Source organism: Mesorhizobium sp. M0317 (assembly GCF_040321555.1).
GTDB lineage: Bacteria > Pseudomonadota > Alphaproteobacteria > Rhizobiales > Rhizobiaceae > Mesorhizobium.
Window position 1 is genome coordinate 1 of record NZ_JAMYRV010000072.1, and the last position, 18,845, is coordinate 18,845.

Annotated in this window: 20 protein-coding genes; 7 read left to right on the forward strand and 13 right to left on the reverse strand. The window is 64.4% G+C overall.

Annotation, left to right across the window (positions count from 1 at the left end):
- The first annotated feature begins 158 nt into the window (after positions 1–158).
- Positions 159–2,837: a nitrate reductase gene (locus tag NKI88_RS30650; RefSeq protein ID WP_352659138.1), complete on the forward strand. Its 2,679-nt coding sequence runs from the start codon at positions 159–161 to the stop codon at positions 2,835–2,837.
- A 125-nt stretch (positions 2,838–2,962) separates the two neighbouring features.
- On the opposite strand, the gene NKI88_RS30655 is transcribed toward NKI88_RS30650, so the two are convergent.
- The 5 genes from NKI88_RS30655 to NKI88_RS30675 are packed head-to-tail and all read right to left on the reverse strand — an operon-like array spanning position 2,963 to position 7,686.
- Positions 2,963–4,258 (reverse strand): NAD(P)/FAD-dependent oxidoreductase, encoded by a 1,296-nt coding sequence (locus NKI88_RS30655; protein WP_352659122.1) that lies wholly within the window; start codon positions 4,256–4,258, stop codon positions 2,963–2,965.
- Positions 4,255–5,238 carry a branched-chain amino acid ABC transporter permease gene (locus NKI88_RS30660; protein WP_352659140.1) on the reverse strand — a complete coding sequence of 328 codons (984 nt, stop codon included), beginning with the start codon at positions 5,236–5,238 and terminating at the stop codon, positions 4,255–4,257. The genes NKI88_RS30655 and NKI88_RS30660 overlap by 4 nt, the downstream gene beginning before the upstream one ends.
- The gene (locus tag NKI88_RS30665; RefSeq protein ID WP_023745643.1) at positions 5,235–6,143 is read right to left on the reverse strand and encodes a branched-chain amino acid ABC transporter permease; all 909 of its coding nucleotides are present in this window, start codon (positions 6,141–6,143) and stop codon (positions 5,235–5,237) included. The genes NKI88_RS30660 and NKI88_RS30665 overlap by 4 nt, the downstream gene beginning before the upstream one ends.
- Positions 6,140–6,889 (reverse strand): branched-chain amino acid ABC transporter ATP-binding protein, encoded by a 750-nt coding sequence (locus NKI88_RS30670; RefSeq protein WP_352460170.1) that lies wholly within the window; start codon positions 6,887–6,889, stop codon positions 6,140–6,142. Before NKI88_RS30670 ends, NKI88_RS30665 begins: the two co-directional genes overlap by 4 nt.
- Positions 6,886–7,686 carry an ABC transporter ATP-binding protein gene (locus NKI88_RS30675; protein ID WP_352460169.1) on the reverse strand — a complete coding sequence of 267 codons (801 nt, stop codon included), beginning with the start codon at positions 7,684–7,686 and terminating at the stop codon, positions 6,886–6,888. The genes NKI88_RS30670 and NKI88_RS30675 overlap by 4 nt, the downstream gene beginning before the upstream one ends.
- Before the next feature lie 123 nt (positions 7,687–7,809).
- Between NKI88_RS30675 and NKI88_RS30680 the strand changes: the two genes are divergently transcribed.
- The 6 genes from NKI88_RS30680 to NKI88_RS30705 are packed head-to-tail and all read left to right on the forward strand — an operon-like array spanning position 7,810 to position 12,149.
- A complete protein-coding gene (locus tag NKI88_RS30680) occupies positions 7,810–8,532 on the forward strand; it encodes a GntR family transcriptional regulator (RefSeq protein WP_023686960.1) in 723 nt (240 codons plus the stop codon).
- Position 8,533: 1 nt separating this feature from the next.
- Positions 8,534–9,022 (forward strand): DUF3830 family protein, encoded by a 489-nt coding sequence (locus NKI88_RS30685; RefSeq protein ID WP_352659124.1) that lies wholly within the window; start codon positions 8,534–8,536, stop codon positions 9,020–9,022.
- Positions 9,023–9,376, forward strand: a complete 354-nt coding sequence (locus tag NKI88_RS30690; RefSeq protein WP_023682686.1) for a TIGR04076 family protein — start codon at positions 9,023–9,025, stop codon at positions 9,374–9,376.
- Positions 9,373–10,428 (forward strand): aldo/keto reductase, encoded by a 1,056-nt coding sequence (locus NKI88_RS30695; protein ID WP_352659126.1) that lies wholly within the window; start codon positions 9,373–9,375, stop codon positions 10,426–10,428. Before NKI88_RS30690 ends, NKI88_RS30695 begins: the two co-directional genes overlap by 4 nt.
- A complete protein-coding gene (locus tag NKI88_RS30700; RefSeq protein WP_023667860.1) occupies positions 10,425–10,853 on the forward strand; it encodes a hypothetical protein in 429 nt (142 codons plus the stop codon). The genes NKI88_RS30695 and NKI88_RS30700 overlap by 4 nt, the downstream gene beginning before the upstream one ends.
- Positions 10,854–10,889: 36 nt before the next feature.
- A complete protein-coding gene (locus NKI88_RS30705; RefSeq protein WP_023751816.1) occupies positions 10,890–12,149 on the forward strand; it encodes an ABC transporter substrate-binding protein in 1,260 nt (419 codons plus the stop codon).
- An 81-nt stretch (positions 12,150–12,230) separates the two neighbouring features.
- Here NKI88_RS30705 and NKI88_RS30710 read toward each other — a convergent pair whose 3' ends face one another.
- The 8 genes from NKI88_RS30710 to NKI88_RS30745 form a co-directional block, all read right to left on the reverse strand.
- The gene (locus NKI88_RS30710) at positions 12,231–13,253 is read right to left on the reverse strand and encodes a LacI family DNA-binding transcriptional regulator (protein ID WP_352659128.1); all 1,023 of its coding nucleotides are present in this window, start codon (positions 13,251–13,253) and stop codon (positions 12,231–12,233) included.
- On the reverse strand, positions 13,247–14,038 hold the full coding sequence (locus NKI88_RS30715) for a transporter substrate-binding domain-containing protein (protein ID WP_023695228.1): 792 nt from the start codon (positions 14,036–14,038) through the stop codon (positions 13,247–13,249). Before NKI88_RS30715 ends, NKI88_RS30710 begins: the two co-directional genes overlap by 7 nt.
- A gap of 11 nt (positions 14,039–14,049) precedes the next feature.
- A complete protein-coding gene (locus tag NKI88_RS30720) occupies positions 14,050–14,976 on the reverse strand; it encodes an isoaspartyl peptidase/L-asparaginase (RefSeq protein WP_023729193.1) in 927 nt (308 codons plus the stop codon).
- A 2-nt stretch (positions 14,977–14,978) separates the two neighbouring features.
- Positions 14,979–15,713 (reverse strand): amino acid ABC transporter ATP-binding protein, encoded by a 735-nt coding sequence (locus tag NKI88_RS30725; protein WP_352659130.1) that lies wholly within the window; start codon positions 15,711–15,713, stop codon positions 14,979–14,981.
- Position 15,714: 1 nt separating this feature from the next.
- The gene (locus NKI88_RS30730) at positions 15,715–16,386 is read right to left on the reverse strand and encodes an amino acid ABC transporter permease (protein ID WP_352659132.1); all 672 of its coding nucleotides are present in this window, start codon (positions 16,384–16,386) and stop codon (positions 15,715–15,717) included.
- Positions 16,386–17,057, reverse strand: a complete 672-nt coding sequence (locus NKI88_RS30735; RefSeq protein WP_023827980.1) for an amino acid ABC transporter permease — start codon at positions 17,055–17,057, stop codon at positions 16,386–16,388. The genes NKI88_RS30730 and NKI88_RS30735 overlap by 1 nt, the downstream gene beginning before the upstream one ends.
- Before the next feature lie 353 nt (positions 17,058–17,410).
- A complete protein-coding gene (locus NKI88_RS30740) occupies positions 17,411–18,520 on the reverse strand; it encodes an alcohol dehydrogenase family protein (RefSeq protein WP_352659134.1) in 1,110 nt (369 codons plus the stop codon).
- Between the two features lie 8 nt (positions 18,521–18,528).
- The coding region (locus NKI88_RS30745; protein ID WP_352659136.1) for an aminotransferase class III-fold pyridoxal phosphate-dependent enzyme at positions 18,529–18,845 on the reverse strand (317 nt) is incomplete at its 5' end.

Below are 18,845 nucleotides of genomic sequence, written 5' to 3' on the forward strand. Positions count from 1 at the left end.
CCCGGGCGGGGGGGGGGCCCCGCCCCCCCCCGCGGCGGGGGGGGGGGGGGGGGGGGGGGCGCGGCGGCGCCGGGGCGTGGGCGCGCCCCGCCCCCGCCCCCCCCCCCCACCCCGACCATCCAGCGAACTTCGGCCGGCTCTGCTCCAAGGGCTCGGCCCTGGCCGAAACCATCGACCTCGACGGCAGGCTGCTCTACCCCGAAATCCACGGTCGCCGTGCCGGCTGGGACGAGGCGCTCGACCGCGTCGCTTCGACCTTTTCGCGAACCATCGCCGAGCACGGTCCTGACTCCGTCGCCTTCTATGTCTCCGGCCAGTTGCTGACCGAAGACTACTATGTCGCCAACAAGCTGATGAAGGGCTTCATCGGCTCGGCCAACATCGACACCAATTCGCGGCTATGCATGGCCTCCTCGGTTGCCGGCCACCGCCGCGCCTTCGGCTCCGACACCGTGCCCGGCACCTACGAGGATCTCGATCTCGCCGACCTGATCGTGCTGGTCGGCTCCAATCTCGCCTGGTGCCATCCCGTGCTCTTCCAGCGCATCGCGGCGGCCCGGGAAAAACGACCGGAGATGAAGGTCGTGCTGGTCGACCCGCGCCGCACCATGACCGCTGATATCGCCGACATTCACCTGGCGATCGCGCCGGATGGCGACGTTGCTTTGTTCACTGGTCTGCTCGCCTGGCTCGGCCAGCACAACGCACTCGACCGTGGCTATGTGACCGCACACACGACCGGCTTCGGCCAAGCTCTCTTCGCCGCATCGGCGCTCGACCTTGCCGGCATCGCCGCCGCCACCGGCCTGAGCGAGGACGAGCTCACCCGCTTCTACAACCTGTTCGCCGCGACTGCGAAAACCGTCACGGTCTACAGCCAGGGAGTGAACCAGTCGTCTTCGGGCACCGACAAGGTCAACGCCATCATCAACTGCCATCTCGCCACCGGCCGCATCGGCAAACCTGGGGCAGGGCCGTTTTCAGTGACCGGCCAGCCCAACGCCATGGGCGGCCGCGAGGTCGGCGGCATGGCCAATATGCTGGCCGCCCATATGGAGATCGAAAACCCCGAGCACCGCGACCGCGTGCAGCGTTTCTGGAATGCGCCGGCCGTCGCCCAAAAGCCCGGTCTGAAGGCGGTCGAGATGTTTCAGGCGGTGGCCGACGGGCGCATCAAGGCGCTGTGGATCATGGCCACCAACCCGGTCGATTCGATGCCGGATGCCGATGCCGTCGAGGCAGCGATCAAGGCCTGCCCGTTTGTCGCGGTTTCGGATGTGCTGGCGAGCACGGACACCGTGCGCCACGGCCATGTGCGGCTGCCCGCCGCCGCATGGGGCGAGAAGGACGGCACCGTGACCAATTCAGAGCGCCGCATCTCGCGCCAGCGCAGCTTTCTTGCGGTGCCTGGTGAGGCGCGGCCGGATTGGTTGATCGTCGCCGAGGTGGGCAAGCGGATGGGGTTTGACGAGGCGTTTTCCTATTCGTCGCCAGCGGAAATCTTCGCCGAACACGCCGCGCTGTCCGGGTTCGAGAATGACGGCGCACGGGATTTCGATACTGGTGGTTATGCTGGTGTTGATAAGGAGGCCTATGCAGCGCTTGAGCCTTTCCAATGGCCGGCGCCGAGCCCAGCCATCCCCCTCTGGCCTGCCGGCCATCTCCCCCGCAAGGGGGGAGATCAGCCGTCGCCTCGGCCTTCGCCAATTACCAACGATGCAGAAGATATGCCGGCGTCAAAGCTGCCAATCTCCCCCCTTGCGGGGGAGATGTCCGGCAGGACAGAGGGGGGTGTTCAAGCGGGACTTGACCCTTCCAACACCCGCTTCTTCGCCAACGGCAATTTCTACAATCCCGACCGCAAGGCCCGCTTCATCGCCATTCGTCCCATCGTCGAGACACGCACCAGCCCGGACTATCCGCTGATCCTCAACACCGGCCGCGTTCGCGACCATTGGCACACAATGACCCGCACCGGCAAAAGCCCACGTCTCTCCCAGCACATGGCCGAGCCCTTCGTCGAGATCCACCCGGCGGATGCCACGCATCACGGCATTGGCGACGCCGACATCGTGCGCGTCTCCAGCCCGCGCGGCGATGTGCTGGTGCGCGCGCTGGTGAGGGCACGCCAGCGCCAGGGGAGCGTGTTTGCGCCGATGCACTGGACTGACCAGTTTTCGGCAAAGGGCCGGCTCGATGCGCTGACCGCGCCTCTGACCGATCCGGTTTCCGGTCAGCCTGCGCTGAAACATGTCGGCGCCCGTATCGAGAAATTCGCCGCGAGAGCCTTCGGCTTCGCTGTGGTGCGCCACAAGCCGGTGCCGGTCGCAGCAGATTACTGGGCCGTGGCCAAATGCACGGGCGGCTGGCGGGTGGAGCTTGCCTTTGCTGACGACGACATCGACTGGGCTGGTTTTGCTGGTTCGCTGTTCGATGTTCCCGTAGCCGATATGCTCGCATATCACGACCGTGATACCGGCCAGCATCGTATTGCTGCCTTCGACGACCAGCACCTCGCCGGGGCTTTGTTTATCGCGTCGGGACCGGTGGCGGTTTCGCGAAGCTGGGCGGCACAGCAACTCCAGGAAGTTCACACCAGCCAGCGCGAACGCTTCAGGATCGTCGCCGGTCGCGCCGGCGCCGATCGGCCCGATTCGGGCGCGACCGTCTGCTCCTGTTTCAACGTCGGGGTCAACCAGATCGTGGCGGCAGTGGCGGCCGGGTGCACGACAGTCGAAGCCATAGGCGGCGCCCTGAAGGCCGGCACCAATTGCGGCTCCTGCCGGTCCGAGATCCGGGCGGTCATCCAGGCCAATCGGGTTCAGGCTGCGGAGTAGATGCGGCTGGCTGGGGAGGGGATCTGACGATATCCTCTTGGGCCACCATGGTCATCGATTGCGGTGGCGGTCCTTTTCGGGCCGCCATGAGCGCGCCGGCAAGGGGGATCACCTGGCTTGGCTGTCTAATCCAGCCGGTCGCGCAGGATGCTCCAGGGGAGCAGCATATTCGGTGCATAGCGCACGAGGCTGTGCAGCGGGATCGGCGATGGTGCGGCGAAAGGGAGCGGCAAATCCCTTGCGTCCGTTCCGCTCGCCCAGTCCGCCAACACCTTGCCCATTGCCGTGGTCATGGCGATGCCGCGGCCGTTGCAGGCGAAGCCGGCGATCAGGCCCGGGCCGAGGTCGATGAGACGCGGCAGGAAATCCGGCACCACCGCCGCCACGCCTGTCCAGCTGTAGGCAAGCGGCGGCAGGTCAGGCAAATCGAGATGCCTGGCGAGCCGTCGCCAAATCGTTTGCGGCACGCGCGTCTCGGCGCCGGCGCCGACGACATGCATGCCGCCGCTGATCAGCCGGTTCTGGCCATCGAAGCGGCACGTGAACAGGTTGCGCCTGGTGTCGCCAACGCCCTGGCCGCCGGGCAGCAGGCGCGCGCGTATGGCGCGCGACAGCGGCGCAGTGGCGATCTGGAAGACTTTCAGCGGGATATAGGTCCGCGCCAGTGTCGGGTTCAGCTCTCCACCATAGGCGTTGGTGGCGACCAAGACCTTGCCCGCTCGCACAGTGCCGGACGCCGTCTTCAAGGCCCAGCCATCCGGAGTGCGGTCGATGGAAGTGACACGCGTCTGCTCGAAGATGCGTGCGCCAGCCTTTTCCGCGGCGTCGGCCAGGCCGCGCGCATACTCGACCGGATTGAGGACGCCGCCCGAGTTGTCCATCCAACCGCCGGAGTAGCCGTCGATGCCGGTGAGCTCCGTGACCGCCATGGCATCGAGCGCAACGGTCGGCCTGCCCCGCGCCGCCCATTTCGCGGCGCGCGATCGCGTCTTTTCCAGCGCGGCGGACGAATGCGCCGGCTGGATCCAACCATTCTGCACAGCGTCGCATTCGATGCCGTGCCGCTTGATCAGCCCGAAGACCAGGTCGGCGCTGCCGGCGGCGAAGTCAACCAGGCGCCCGCCGCGCTCGGGTCCGAGTTCAGCGATGATGTCGTCTGGATCCCGCTTGGCGAAGTTCGGAACGACGAAGCCGGCATTCCGGCCGGTCGCACCCCAAGCAAGGAATTCGGCTTCAAGGACCGCGACCGAAAGCCCTTTCTCGGCGGCATGCAATGCCGTCGAGAGGCCGGAAAAGCCGCCGCCAACGATTGCGAGATCGACGTCGAGCCCGCCTTGCAGCGTGCCCCGGTCGCGGCGGTTGCGGCTGACGGCATGCCAGAGTGAAACGCCATGCACGTCTTGCCGGATCATGGCATTCATGGTCCGGCCTCGTTCTCGCTGGCCGCCGCCTTTGTCTGTTTGCCGGGCTTCGGCCGGCGCGGCCGGTCGCCGAACAATCCGTTAGGCCGGATCAGCAGGATGACGCAGAGCATGACGCCGATGGCGACGATCTGCAGTGAGGCCGCGCGTGCCTGCTGCTCGGGCGCAAACAGCACGCTGGTCAGCGTGCCCGACCCCGCCCATATCGCCCAGACCAGGATGCTGCCGGCAATGGCGCCGGCATTGCTGCCCGAGCCGCCGACGATCAGCATCACCCAGACCTGGAAGGTCAGGATCGGCAGATAGTTATCGGGCGCGATGAAGCCGGTGAAATGCGCCTGCAAAGCGCCGGCCAGCGCCATGATGGCGCCGCCGACGGCAAAGGCCTGGACGCGGTAGAAGCGCGCGCTCTTGCCCAGCGAAATCGCCGCTCGCTCGTCCTCGCGCAGCGCCTTGAGCACGCGGCCCCAGGGGCTGCGCGACAGGTGCTCCAGAGCGAGATAGGCGATCAGCGTCACAGCCGAAACGACGGCGAGGTTCGACAGGTTGAACAGCAGCGGCGTTTCGGCAAGGCCGCCGAACGGGCGCGGGATGAAACCGATGCCGAACGGGCCGCCGGTTGTTTTCTGCGCGTTGAGCGCGACCAGCTGCACGACGACGGCGACGCCGAAGGTGGTGATTGCCAGGTAGTCGGATCGCAGACGCAGCGTGGCCATGCCGGTAAGTGCTGCGGCGATACCGCCGACGACCATGGCGCCCGCCCAGCCGACCAGGATCGGCAGACCGAAGCCGCCGAAGCGCGCGGCATCGTCCGGGGTCGTCAGCAGCGCCGATGTATAGGCGCCGATGGCGACGAATCCGGCAAGGCCGACATTGAAAAGGCCAGTCAGCCCCCACTGCAGATTGAGCCCCAGTGTGACCAGCGAAAAGATCAGTGCGGTGGTCAGGAAGAAGGCGCCGTAGCCGAGCAGGTCCATCAGCGTTCCCTCACACCAAACAGGCCGATCGGCCGAACGAACAGCACCGCCATCAGGATGATGAAGGAGATTGCGGCGCGCCATTCGGCGCCGATCAGCTGCACCGCACCGGCTTCGGCAAGACCGATGATCAAGCCGCCGAGCACAGCGCCCGGAATGCTGCCGATGCCGCCGAGGATGGCTGCTGCAAACATCGGCAGCAGCATGTCGAAGCCCATGAACGGGCGGATCTGCACCAGAATGCCGATCATCACGCCGGCCACGCAGGCCAGCGCCCCGCCGATGATCCAGGTGACACGCACAACGGAGGCAACGTCGATACCGACGATGCGGGCCAGCGCTGCATTCTGGCTCAGCGCCTGCATGGAGCGGCCGGTCTGCGTGCGTGTCATCAACAGATGCACGCCGAGCACCAGCACTGCGGTCAGCAGCAGCAGCGCGATCTGATCGGGCGTGATGCGGATGCCGAAGCCGACCGGCATGGCGATCTGGATCGCCCGGCTGAAATAGGTCGGGCGTGAGCTGAAGGTGAATTCGAGCAGGCTGCGCAGCGCCATCGAGGCGCCGAAGCTCGCCATCACCACGATGATGGCTTGCCCCTGCGAACGCAGCCGCGAAAACAGCACCTTGTCGAGCAACAGCGCCAGCAGGGCGGTGAAAGTCATGCCGACAACCAGCGCAACCAGCAGCGGCCAGCCGAAAGACAGCGGTCCAATGGGCGCCACCTTGCCGAACATCGCGCCGATGGCGCTGACGACGGCGAGCGTCGCATAGGTTCCCCAGGCCATGAAGTCGCCATGGGCAAAATTCGAGAAGCGCAGGATCGAATAGGTCAGCGTCACGCCGATGGCGCCAAGTCCGATCATCGAGCCGGTCAGCAACCCATCGACGACAAATTGCAGGCTCATGCCGCGCCTTCCTTGCCGGCGTGAGACGGGCGTTGGCCGAGATAGAGTTCGGCGACGACAGGATCGTTCCACAATTCGGACGCCACACCCTCGTGCCGGTCCTTGCCTTCGACCAGCACATAGGCGCGGTCGCCGATGGCCAGCGCTGCCTTGGCGTTCTGTTCGACCAGCAGGATGGTGACGCCGGACCTGCGGATGCCGGCCAGCATCTCGAACACCATCGATACGAATTTCGGCGACAGGCCGGCCGACGGCTCGTCGAGCACCAGCACCTTGGGATGGACGATCAGCGCGCGTGCGACGGCGAGCATCTGCCGCTGTCCGCCCGACAGATTGCCGGCGGCGGTGCGGCGCTGGCGGACGAGGTCGGGGAAGGCCGCATACATTTCCTCGATGCGGGCAGGGATTTCGCGTCGCTCGAGGATGCCGCAGGCGACTTTCAGATTGTCCTCGACCGACATCAGCGGAAAGATGTTCTCCGTCTGCGGTACGAAGGCGAGGCCGAGCCGGACCATGGTGTGGGCGGGCGCGGCGGTTATGTCCTTGCCGTCCAGGAACACCGCGCCGCCGGTGATCGGGACAAGGCCGGCGATCGCCTTGATGAAGCTCGACTTGCCGGCGCCGTTGGGGCCGAGCACGACGACGATCTCCCCCTTGCTGACGGTGATCGAGGCGCCGCGCACGATCGGCACGCCAAGCTCATAGCCGGCTTCGAGGTTGCGCACGTCGAGGACGGTCTCGTTCATGTGGCGCCCCCGAGATAAGCCTCGATGACGCGCGGGTCGCGGGCGACTTCCTCTGCCGTGCCTTCGCTGAGCAACTGGCCGCTCGCCATGACCAGCACGCGGTGGCAGAGCCGCGTTACCATGTCGATATTGTGCTCGATCAGCAGGAAGGTGATGCCGCGCGCGTTGATGTCGCGGATACGGTCGATGATGATCTCGAGCAGCGTCGCGTTGACGCCGGCCGCCGGTTCATCGAGCAGGATGATCGCCGGGTCGGCCATCATGACGCGGGCGAGTTCGAGCAGCTTGCGCTGGCCGCCGGAAAGCACGCGTGCCGGCTCGTGCGCGAGATGGGTGAGAGTGACCAACTCCAGCAGCTCGAGCGCCTTTGTCCTGGCAGCCCTTTCTTGTGCCGCGACCCGACAAGGCGTGACGAAGTTGGCGAGCAATTTTTCGCCGGCTTGGCCCTGCGCCGCCAGCATGATGTTTTCGATCAGCGTCAGATTGGGCAGGGGGCGCGGGATCTGGAAGGTGCGGCCAAGACCACGGCCGATACGCAGATGAGCGGCTTCGCCGGAGACGCGCGTGCCATTGAGCAGGATATCGCCGCTGGTTGGCAATATGCTGCCCGCCAACAGATCGAACATCGTCGTCTTGCCGGCGCCATTCGGCCCGATCAGGCCGAGGATTTCGCCCGCTTTGACATCAAACGAGACATCGTTGACGGCGACAAGGCCGCCAAAACGCCTGACGACGTTTCGTGCCGTCAGAACCGGCGCACGGGTCTCCTGCCGTTGGCGCTCCGCTGCATCGCTCATCAAACCCTCTGGCCGAAGACGATCGTTGTCGCCTCCTGATTTTGATTTGTGATCACACTTGCTTTGATCACGCTATTCGGCTTTAATTCCATTCGCAAGCCGAAAACGGGGCAAATGCCGGTAATGCAGAAGGCTGCCATCGAAAAGAACAACGAGACGATCGCAGCCCAGCTTACGCCGGTCGGCCGCGAGACCGTGCAGGATCGCGTCTATTCCGAGCTGCGCCGTGCTCTGATCGGTGGCCTTTTCGAGCCGAACCAGGTGCTGACCATCCGCGGTCTTGCCGATGCGCTGGTCACCTCGACCATGCCGGTACGCGAAGCGCTCGGCCGGCTGATCACGGAAAAGGCGCTGGAGGCGCTGCCCAACCGTTCCGTGCGCGTGCCGCCGATCACGCTGGAGCGCATCGACGACCTCCTGCGTGCCCGCTCCCTCATCGAAGGCGAAGCGATCGCGCTTGCCGCCAGGCGCATGAGCCCGCGCCAGATCGCATCGATCGAAGCCATGCTGGGCGAGTGGGACGAGATGCGGGCCCTGAAGCACAAGAAGGATATCGATCGCGAAGCGACGCTCAACCAGAGCTTCCATTTTGAGATCTACCGCTGCTGCGGCTCGGCTGTGCTGATCCCGATGATCGAAAGCCTCTGGCTTCAATCGGGTCCCTGCATCCGCGTCGCCATCTATGCCTTCTCCGAGGCCGGCGAGGTTGATACCGCCCACTATCATCGTCGAATTGTCGCGGCACTGGCCAAACAGGATGCGCAAGCGGCGCGCGAGGCGCTGGTAGCCGACATCAGCCGCCCCTTCGCCTTCCTGCGCGACAAACTTCAATCGGCGAAGGACTGACATGCCCAAGCCCGCCATCGGCATCACAGAACCACGCTCGAAGCTTTCCGTGACGGCGCTGCTATTGCCCGAAAAGGCGCCGGAGAATGCCGCCTTCCTGCTGGCGTATCTGGCGCAGCCACGCATCATCCCAGGCATCCATGCGATGTGGACAGGACCGGAAATCTCGTGCCCGGTTCCGTCAGCCGATCTCCACGGCCAGGCCTATGCCCAGTCTTTGCCACCGGAGAATGCAACGCTGACGCCGCAGCCCGGCGATATCGTGCTGTCCTATGTGCCGCCACGCGTGTGGGGCGGCAATCCCAATGCCATCTTCGATATCGGCCTGTACTACGGGCAGGGGGCGCGGCTGCTGTTCCCGATCGGCTGGCTGGCCGGCAGCGTGGTGGCGCAGGTCCGCGCCGAAGAGCGCGATCAGTTCGCCACCGCCTGCGGCGTCATCCGCCGCAACGGCGCCTGCGACATCACCTTCAGCCTGGTGGAGGCCTGAATGGCCGACGACAGTTTCGAGCTCTTCGATCTGCGCGTCGAGGCGGTCATTCCCGAAGGCAAGCCGGTCTATTGCGGCGCCAGGGCCGGCGACTATTTCGAACTGAAGGGCGAAATGCTGTCGCTGCCGGCGGGGCAGGGTTTTTCGATCTATTCGATCTCCGCCGTGTTGCCGCTTCTCGCAGCAAAGCAGCGCCCGACGCATGCAAATGACTGGATGACCTCGGATGCCGAGATCGCCTGTCCCGATCCCAATTGCGCCAGCCGGCTGCGGATCGTCAGGCTGGCCAAGCGGCGGTTCAGCCATGCCCAAACCACGGCTGTGCCGCTGCCGAAGGAGACTGACAAAAGATGAGCGCCAGGACCGTCGAACTCAGCCCCGGCTATACGATCTCGCGCGTCATCCGCGGCGGCTGGCAGCTCGCCGGTGGCCATGGCGCCGTCGACCGCGGCCAGGCGGTGACCGACCTGATTGCCACTTTCGATGCCGGCATCTGGACCTATGATTGCGCCGACATCTACACCGGCGTCGAGGAACTGATCGGCGCCGCGCGCCTGCGGCTGGCGCGCGAGCGCGGTCTCGATGTCGCGGCCAGGATGAAGGTGCACACCAAGCTGGTGCCGGACCTCGAACGACTGGCAAGCATCAGCCGCGACTACATCAGGGGCATCGTCAATCAGTCGCTTCGCAGGCTGAAGACGGAGCGGATCGATCTTGTGCAGTTTCACTGGTGGGATTATGACCAGCCTCGTTACGTCGAGGCGATGGGTTGGCTCGACGAGCTTCGGCTGGAAGGCAAGGTGCGCAATCTCGGCACCACCAATTTCGATACGCCGAGGCTAGCCGAAATCCTCTCCGCGGGCATCCCGCTGGTCAGCCAGCAACTGCAATATTCAGTGCTCGACCAGCGGCCGGCAAACAGCCTTGCGGGCCTTGCCGCTAAGAACGGTGTCCGCTTCCTCTGCTACGGCTCGGTGGCGGGCGGCTTCCTCAGCGACAAATGGCTTGGCGTGGCCGAGCCCTCCACGCCGCTCGAAAACCGCTCGCTGGTCAAATACAAGCTGATCATCGACGACTTCGGCGGCTGGGAGCTGTTCCAGTCCCTGCTCAAGGCGCTGAAAGCGGTCGGCGATCGCCACGGCGTCGACATCGCCACCATCGCCTCGGCATGGGTGCTCGAGCAGCCGCAGGTCGCGGCCGTCATTGTGGGTGCGCGCAACCAGGCACATGCGCTGGCCAATACGAAAATCATGGACGTCGCGCTCGACGCCGACGATCGCGCGCGGATTGCTGCCGCCATCGCACAAGGCACCGGCCTCGCGGGCGATGTCTACGCGCTGGAGCGCGACCGTCATGGCCGCCACGGCTCGATCATGCATTACAACCTCAATGCGGGGAAGAAATGAGCGGAGAGCCTTCCCTTTTTTCGCGTGCCAGCGCTGAAATCATCGACCTGCATCGCTTCTTCGTCGACTGGTTTGTCGCCGCGCGAGCCGACGCTGTGGAGTTCGGCCGCTTCGAGGCTGTCATGGGCGAAGGCCTCACCATGGTGGCGCCGAATGGCCAGATCCTCGATCGCGACGCGGTCGTAGATCATGTCCGGACAAGCCGCGCCACTTGCGACGACGGTTTTGCCATATCGATCGAGGACATCAGGCCGGGTTGGCAGGACGCGGACACGATCGTCATCTTCTACATCGAGGCGCAACTGCGCGCCGGCAAACACAGTCGCCGGCAGTCCAGTGCGGTCTTCACCACCAGTTCATCGGCACCAAACGGCGTCGAATGGCGGCATCTGCATGAGACCTGGCTGCAGGCGCCGGAAGGCTGAACAGGCAAAAGTTCAAACAAGAAAAGGGGAACGGCAATGAAGAAGACGATACTTCAAATCACCACAGCACTGGCTCTCGTGACGATGGCCGGCGCCGCACACGCAGCGGACTGCAAGATCACCGTCGGACTCGTAATGGAACTGACCGGCCCTGCCGGCGAATATGGTCAGGCTGGCGCCAAGTCGGTCGAAATGGCCTTCCGCGACATCAATGAAGCCGGTGGCGTACGCGGCTGCGATCTCGCAACCGACACGCGCGACAGCCAGAGCCAGGGCAATATCGCGGTCGATGCCGCGACCCAGCTGGTACAGGTCAAGAAGGTGCCGGTGATCATCGGCGGCATCATCTCCTCCGTGTCGATCCCGATTTTGACCTCGGTCACCGGGCCGGCCAAGATCGTGCAGGTGTCGCCGGCTTCATCCTCGCCGACGCTGACCGCCCTTGGCCGCGACGGCAAGACCAATGGCATCTTCTTCCGCACCATCACGTCGGATGCGCTGCAAGGCGTGGCCGCCGCCAAATACGCCATCGACAAGGGTTTCAAGAAACTGTCGATCATCCACGTCAACAACGACTTCGGCGTCAACATGGTGGCCGAATTCTCGCGCGCCTACAAAGCGCTCGGCGGCACCATCGTCTCCGACACGCCCTACAACGAAAAGCAGTCGAGCTATGCCTCGGAGGTCACGGCGGCGATGGGAGGCGAACCGGACGGGCTCTACCTCGTCAGCACGCCGGTCGACGGCGCAACAGTTGCCCGCACCTGGATCTCGCAGGGCGGCGTGCAAAAATTCCTGCTCAATGACGGCATGAACAGCCCGGACTTCATCGAATCCGTCGGCGCCGATTATCTGAAGGATGCTTATGGCACCTCTTCCGGCACCAGCCCGACGGCCTCCACCGACTACTTCCTCAAAAACTACAAGGAGTTTTCGGGTATCGAGCCGTCGAACCCGGCAGCCGACCGTTCCTATGATGCCGGCGCCATTGTCGGCCTCGCCATTGCCATTGCCGGCTCCGAGGATCCAGCCAAGATCAAGGATGCCATGTACAAGGCGGTCGATCCGACCGGCACACCGATCTTTGCAGGCAAGGACGAGTTCGCCAAGGCGCTCGGCCTGATCAAGGATGGCAAGCCGATCCGCTATGAAGGCGTCATCGGTCCGGTCAGCTTCGACAAATATGGCGACATCACCGGCCCGTTCCGGTTGTGGAAGATCGTCGACGGCAAGGTGACGACGGACGGTGAAATGACAACCGACGACGTCAACGCGCTGCAGGCGAAATTGCAGTAGGCGCTGGTACATTGTCCGGCGCGATCTCCGTCCGATCTCTGGGAGATCGACGCCGGACAAGCAGTCCAACATCGGCGCTAGTTACGCGGTCAAGCGCGAAATCAGCCGGGTCAATATAACGACAGGCGGCTGGCCGGGCATGAAGACCTGCGGATTGGAGAGGGCGCCAACGATATGACCCACATAGTCTGATTTGTCGTAGCCGATTGACGATATCGGGTAGGCGTCGAAATTGGTCAGGGACACATTGTCGAAGCCATAGAGGCGGAAGCGGCTGGGCCGGTTGTCGGGGAAATCCGCCCGGCAGACATCCAGAACACCCATGGCCATCGCGTCGGACGTACAAAAGACCGCATCTGGACAGCCGCGTCCCGTCAGGCCGGCGGCTGCCGCATAGCCCGACTCGTAGGAATAGTCTCCCTGGACCGTCTGCAGCAGTTCAATTCCATGATGCCGGAACGCTTCGAGGTAGTGGCCGATGCGCAGCTGTTCGACCCGCGAGGACGAACGGCCGGTCAGCAGGCTGGCCGTGCGCGCGCGCTTGGCCGCCGCATCCGCCACGGCCTCGGCGATGCCGACGCCTTCATCGGGAATGATTGTGGGTGACAGATCGTCATGCAGTCCGTTCAGCATGATGACCAGGTCCGAGCGAAACATGCGCCGCACCGTCGCTGCATCGGCAAAGTCGGAGAACACCACGGCGGCATCGACATGATAGGCAACGCCGTTGCGCAGAAAATCCTCGACCCCTTCCGCCGAGCCGATGCGGATGAGGATGACCTGCTTGCCGATCGACTGGATCGCGTCGAGCAGCCGGTCGAACAGGTCGAGATCTGAAAGGTCGTGAATGTGGTTGACCACGACGGCAACCAGATTGACGGTCTTGGTGGTCAGGCTTTGCGCCAGGAGATTGGGTTTGTAGCCGAGCTGCGCGGCGGCCTGCACGACACGTTCGCGTTTGTCCGCCGAGACCGGTCGCGGTCCGCTCGACAGCGCACGGCTGGCCGCGGCACGCGACACGCCTGCCAGCCGCGCGACATCGGCGATCGTTGCGACGGCGCCTCGAGTGTGCGCCGATCGGTTGCCGGTAGTGGGTGTCACCACAGCGGGTTGAGCGCCGGCGGGTTGGAGTCCGGCCCCCACCACTTCTTGTAGGTCGTCTCGTAGGTGCCCGACTGGATGAAGTCGGACACGAACATGTCGAGCCAGCGGACGAATTCGGGATCGCCCTTGGCGACCGCGATGCCGATCGGATCGTTGGAATAGAGGCCAGGCAGCGTCACCAGGCTCGGTGTCTTGGTCGCGAGGTAATCGAGCAGCGAGGAATCCTCGATCGCCGCATCGACGCGCTTCTGTTGCAGCTGCAGAACCCCGTCGGGCGCGAACTGGTCGACATAGACGAGCTCTGCTTCCGGCACGGCCGCCTTGAGGAAGGTTTCGCCCGTGGTGCCGCGGCCGACGACAACCTTCTTGCCGGCGAGCCCCTTGAGGTCGGTTATCCCGGCATCCTTCTGGACGATGACGCGCAGCCCGGCCCGGTTGTAGGGGATGGTGAAGTTGACGGTCTTGGCCCGCTCGAGCGTTGCCGAGGTGTTTGCGACCGCGACATCGATCTGTCCCGACACCAGCATGGAAATACGGGCATCGCCCGAGACGTCGACGAACTCGACCGGCACCCCGAGCTTTTGCGCCAGCAGCGTCGCGACATCGACATCGTAGCCGACAGGGTTGTTTTGTGCATCGCGAAAGCCGATCGGCTCGCCGCCGAGCGATACGCCGATGCGAATGGTGCCGCGTGAGCGGATGTCGTCAATCATGCCGGCAAGGGCCGGAAAAGCCGAACCGGCCACGATGGCCAGCGCGGCGAAGGCACGCAGTACGGTTTTCATGGTTCCTCTCCTTATTTTCTAGTGACACGCTTTGCTGTCCGCAATTCGGGTGCGGGCATGGAATCCTTCCAGAGCCAGTAGCGGACCTCGCCCTCGCATCTGAAATTCACCACCTCGTGGTTCTGCTCGGCGTCGACGGCGTGGATGACCACTCCGGCCAGGAAGCCGGTGTCGAGTTCAGCCAGTTCCTCGACCGCCAGCGCGACCGCATCCGACAGGGATCGGCCAAGCTTCATGGCCAGCACGACGGTCCGTGCGGTGGCGCAGCGCATCGTCATCTCGCCGGTATGGGTGCACGCCGCCGCGCCATAGCGGCTGTCGGCGTAAAAGCCTGCGCCGGGAATGGGAGAATCGCCGAGCCGGCCCGGATATTTCCACGCCCAGCCCGAGGTCGAACTCGCGGCATGGACGCCGCGCCGCGCATCCGCCGACAGGAAGACGGTGGTGTCGCGGACCCGCTCGGGATCGGTGATAGTACGGCTGAGCGGCGCCAGATCGATATCGGGGAATTTCGCCAGCTGTTGCGGTGTGAGTTCCTGTTGCAGCCGCTCCCACCAGACGCGCTTGCTGTCCTCGAACAAGACTTCGTCTTCGGCAAAACCGATTTCGCTGGCAAAGCGCCGCGCCCCTTCGCCGGTCAGCATCACATGCGGCAGGCGCTTCATTACCTGCTGCGCCAGGGCAGCGACCGCCAAGGTCCTTGGCACGGCGCCGACTGAACCGACCTCTCTTGTATTGCCGTCCATGACGCCGGCGTCGAACTCCATCTCGCCCAGCATGTTCGGCCAGCCGCCATAACCGACGCTGCGAACCTTGACCTCTTTCTCCACCATGCCGATGCCGGCAACCATCGCGTCCAGGCTGACGGCGCCATCGCGCAGCATTTGCACCGAGGTTTCGAATCCCGGCCATGCTTCGTTGTTGGCTAACAGCAGCATTCCTAGTCCTTGCGCATCCTGGAGAGAAACTGCGCAACCCGCGGCTGCGCCCGGCCGCCGTCCGCGGCGAAGAAACGATCCGTCGGCAGATCGACCACCAGCCTGCCCTTGTCGAGGAAGACGATGCGGTTGGAAATCTCGCGCGCGAATTCGATCTCGTGGGTGACGAACAGCATGGTCGTGCCTTGCGCGGCGAGCTTTGCCAGGATGGCCAGCACCTCGGAAGTCATTTCCGGGTCGAGCGCACTGGTCACTTCATCAAGCAGCAGATAGCGGGGCTGCATGGCGAGCGCCCGGCAGATACCGACACGCTGGCGCTGCCCGCCCGACAACTGCGCCGGGTAGGCGTTGGCCCGATCGGCGAGGCCGACGGACTCGAGCAGCTTGCGCGCCAGCGCCTCGGCCTCAGGGCGCGCCATCTTCAGCACCTCGATCGGGGCGAGCGTTATGTTCTGAAGCGCGCTCATATGAGGATAGAGGTTGAACAGCTGGAAGACGGTGCCTGAGCGTTTGCGCGCCTCGGCCAGCTCCTTCGGCTTGCTGACATCGAAATCGTCGACCGTGATGCGGCCCGACTTCAGCTTTTCGAGGCCGTTGATGCAACGGATCAGTGTCGACTTGCCGGACCCCGACGACCCGAGGATCGAGACCACTTCGCCGGGCGCGATCGTCAGGTCGACGCCGTCCAGCACAGTGACCTCGCCGAACGCTTTGTGCACGTTTTCGATCTTGAGCATGTTAAAGCCCCCGCCAGGCGCTGCGCGCCCGCAGGCGGTTTTCAAGACGCTCGCCAAGCAGGGCGACCAGCTTTGCCGCGCCATAGTAGAGCAGCCCGACGACGGTCCAGACCACGAACGGCTTCAAGGTTCGCATGTTGAGGATGTGGCCAATCTTGGTCAGGTCGACGACGCCGATGACAGAAATCAGCGACGTCACCTGAAGCTGGTTGACCAGCAGCGCGACGAGCGGGCCGACCGCGAAGGCGGCAGCCTGGGGCGAAACGATATGGCGCAGGACCTGCCACCGGGTCAGGCCGAAGACACGCGCGGCCTCGACCTGTTCGCGTTCGATCGACTCGATCGCCGAGACCGCGATGACATAGATGAATGCCGCGGTGTTCGCCGACAGAGTGATGGTCGCTGCGGTGACCGGCGTCACCCTTATATGCAACAGCGCCGGCAGGCCGAAGAACACCAGGAACAGCTGCACCAACACCGGCGAGTTCTTCAACAGCTCCGACAGGAAGGTGACGACCTGGGCCAGAACCGGCACACGGTAGAACCGCACCAACGCCCAGCTCAGGCCAATCAGCAGTCCGATCAGAGAGGTGACGAGAAACAGCGCGATGTTGGTGCCGAGACCTTGCGCCAGCAGGATCAGGTCGTAGGAGGTGAAGTCGCTGAACCGCATCAGTCGACCGCCTCCATCATGTCCCGATTGAGATGGCGGTGGAGCAGGGTGACGCCCAGCGAGACCAGATAGGTCAGGGCCGCGTAGGCGCAAAGCAGCACCACATAGACCTCGAAGGGCCGATAGGTCTGCGAGACGACGATCTGGGCTGAGCCGGTGAGCTCGTTGAGCGTGATGGTCGAAAGGATCGAGGATGTCAGGATCATGTTGATGAGCACGGATCCGAGCGGTCGCACGGAGGTGCGCAGCGCAATCGGCAGCACGATGCGGGTGAAGATCTTGCGCCTGGACAGGCCGCTCACTTCAGCGGCGTCGATGATGCCTTGGTCTATGGCGAGGATGCCGGCGCGAATGATGTCGGAGGCATAGGCGCCGCCGGCAATGGAAAGCGCCACGACGCCGGTGGTGAAGGCATCGATGTAAATGCCGAGCTCGGGCAGGCCGTAATAGAAGAAGAACAGCTGGACGATGAACGGCACATTGCGGAAGAGATCGACATAGACGAAGGCGATCCGTCGAAGCAGTGCCGAGGCGGAGGTGCGTGCGATCGCCACCAACGCGCCCATGACGACGCTTCCCACCAGCGACAGCGCGCAAGCCGCCGCCGTAAGTTCGGCGCCGCGCGCCAGAAAACCCAGATGCGGGAGCAGAATGGACAGATCGAAATGCACCGGCGGTCCCCAGTGAAACCGGTTTCACTCTTTTGGCTTTCGCCTGGTCTGTCAAGATGCAGGGTCTGGTTGCCGGCCTGTGGCTTGCATTCGTTGCGGTGATTCCGGTTCGCCCTCATGCGCGCTATGTCTCAAGCGCCGACAATTCGCCGCTGGCTTTCAACTCGACGACGCCGCCTATGCCAGCCGCGCGTCGCTGCGATGGCGGCTGGGGCGGCGCCCTCGGTTTTGCCGATCCCGGCGCCGGTGTCGGATTCGGCTACGTCACCAACCGCATGCTGGGTTTCGACGACATCGATCCACGCCGCAAGGTGTTGATGATGCCGTTTACGACGCGCTCTGACGTAGGGGCGTTATGTGCGGATATTCGGGTTCCACATGGCGTCCGGCACGATCACCAGCTTGCCGACGAAATCCTTGGCGATGAAGTCGGCCTGCGCCTTGTGGAAATCGGACAGTTTGTAGACGCCGCCAACCAAAGGCCGGATTTTCTTCGCTTCGATGTATCCAACGATGCGGCGGAAGTCGGCGCGCGTCCCCTGGCTCGATCCGTGCAGTTGCAGCTGCTTCAGATACATGGTCCGGAGATCGAGCTGCACAACCGGACCGGCAATCGCGCCGGCGGTGGTGTAGCGGCCTTCGGGCCTCAGGATGCGCAAGAGCTCGTTGAAGATCGCGCCGCCGACGAGATCGGCGACCACATCGATCGGCTGGCCGCCAGTGGCTTCATTCACGGCGGCGGGAAGATCGGCAACCCCACGGGTAATAACCGCTTCGGCGCCGATGTCGCGCACCGCCTGCTCCTTGCCCTTGCCGACGACGGCGTAGGGAATGGCGCCGCGCGCCCGCGCCAGCTGCACGATGCCGGAACCGACGCCGCCTGAGGCGCCCGTGACCAGCACGCGCTCGCCGGCTTTCAGCCCGGCGCGTTCCAGCATCTGCTCGCCGGTGAGGTAGGCGCAGCAGAAGGTGGCGAGTTCGACGTCGCTCATGTTAGTATCGACGACATGCGCATTCTCGCCCGGCACCGTCTGGTATTCGGCGTACCCGCCATCGCGGCCGTGGCCCATATAGTCGATGTCGGCGAGGGAATCGTCGTCGCGGTTGTAGATCGAAAAATCGACCATCACCCGCTCGCCGATGCGATCGGGCGAGACGCCTTTGCCGACAGCAGCGATGGTGCCGACTGTGTCGGTGCCCTGGATACGCGGGAAGGTAAGCGTGTTGCCTTGCCGCCGCCATGTCGACACGGCGGCAGCGTCCTCCTCGGTTCCGTATGCGCCCTGGCGCACCCAGACATCGGTGTTGTTCATACCGCAGGCGCTGACCTTGACCAGCACTTCGCCGGCGGCAGGCACAGGCACTTTCACATCGGTGCGATAGACGATCTTTTCCGGTCCGCCATGCCCGGTGAGCAGCACGGCGGCCATGGTGGCGGGGAGGGTCTTGGTCATGGCATTCATGGTCGATCTCAGAGATTGGAAAACACGCTGTTGACGGCATCGGCGGTTTTCGAAACGACGATGTCGGCTTCCTCACGCGTCAGGCAGAGCGGCGGCGCGAAGCCAAGGATGTCGCCCTGCGGCATGGCGCGGCTGATGACACCGCTGGCGGCAAGTGCTGTCGCCAGTTGCGGCCCGATCTTGAGCGAGGCGTCGAAGAACACCCGGTCGTCCTTGTCGGCGACAAATTCGACCGCCGCCAGCATGCCATCGCCGCGCACGTCGCCGACGTGTCTGTGGCCGCCGACGGCCTTGGCGAGTTCGGCGCGGAAATAGGCGCCGGTCT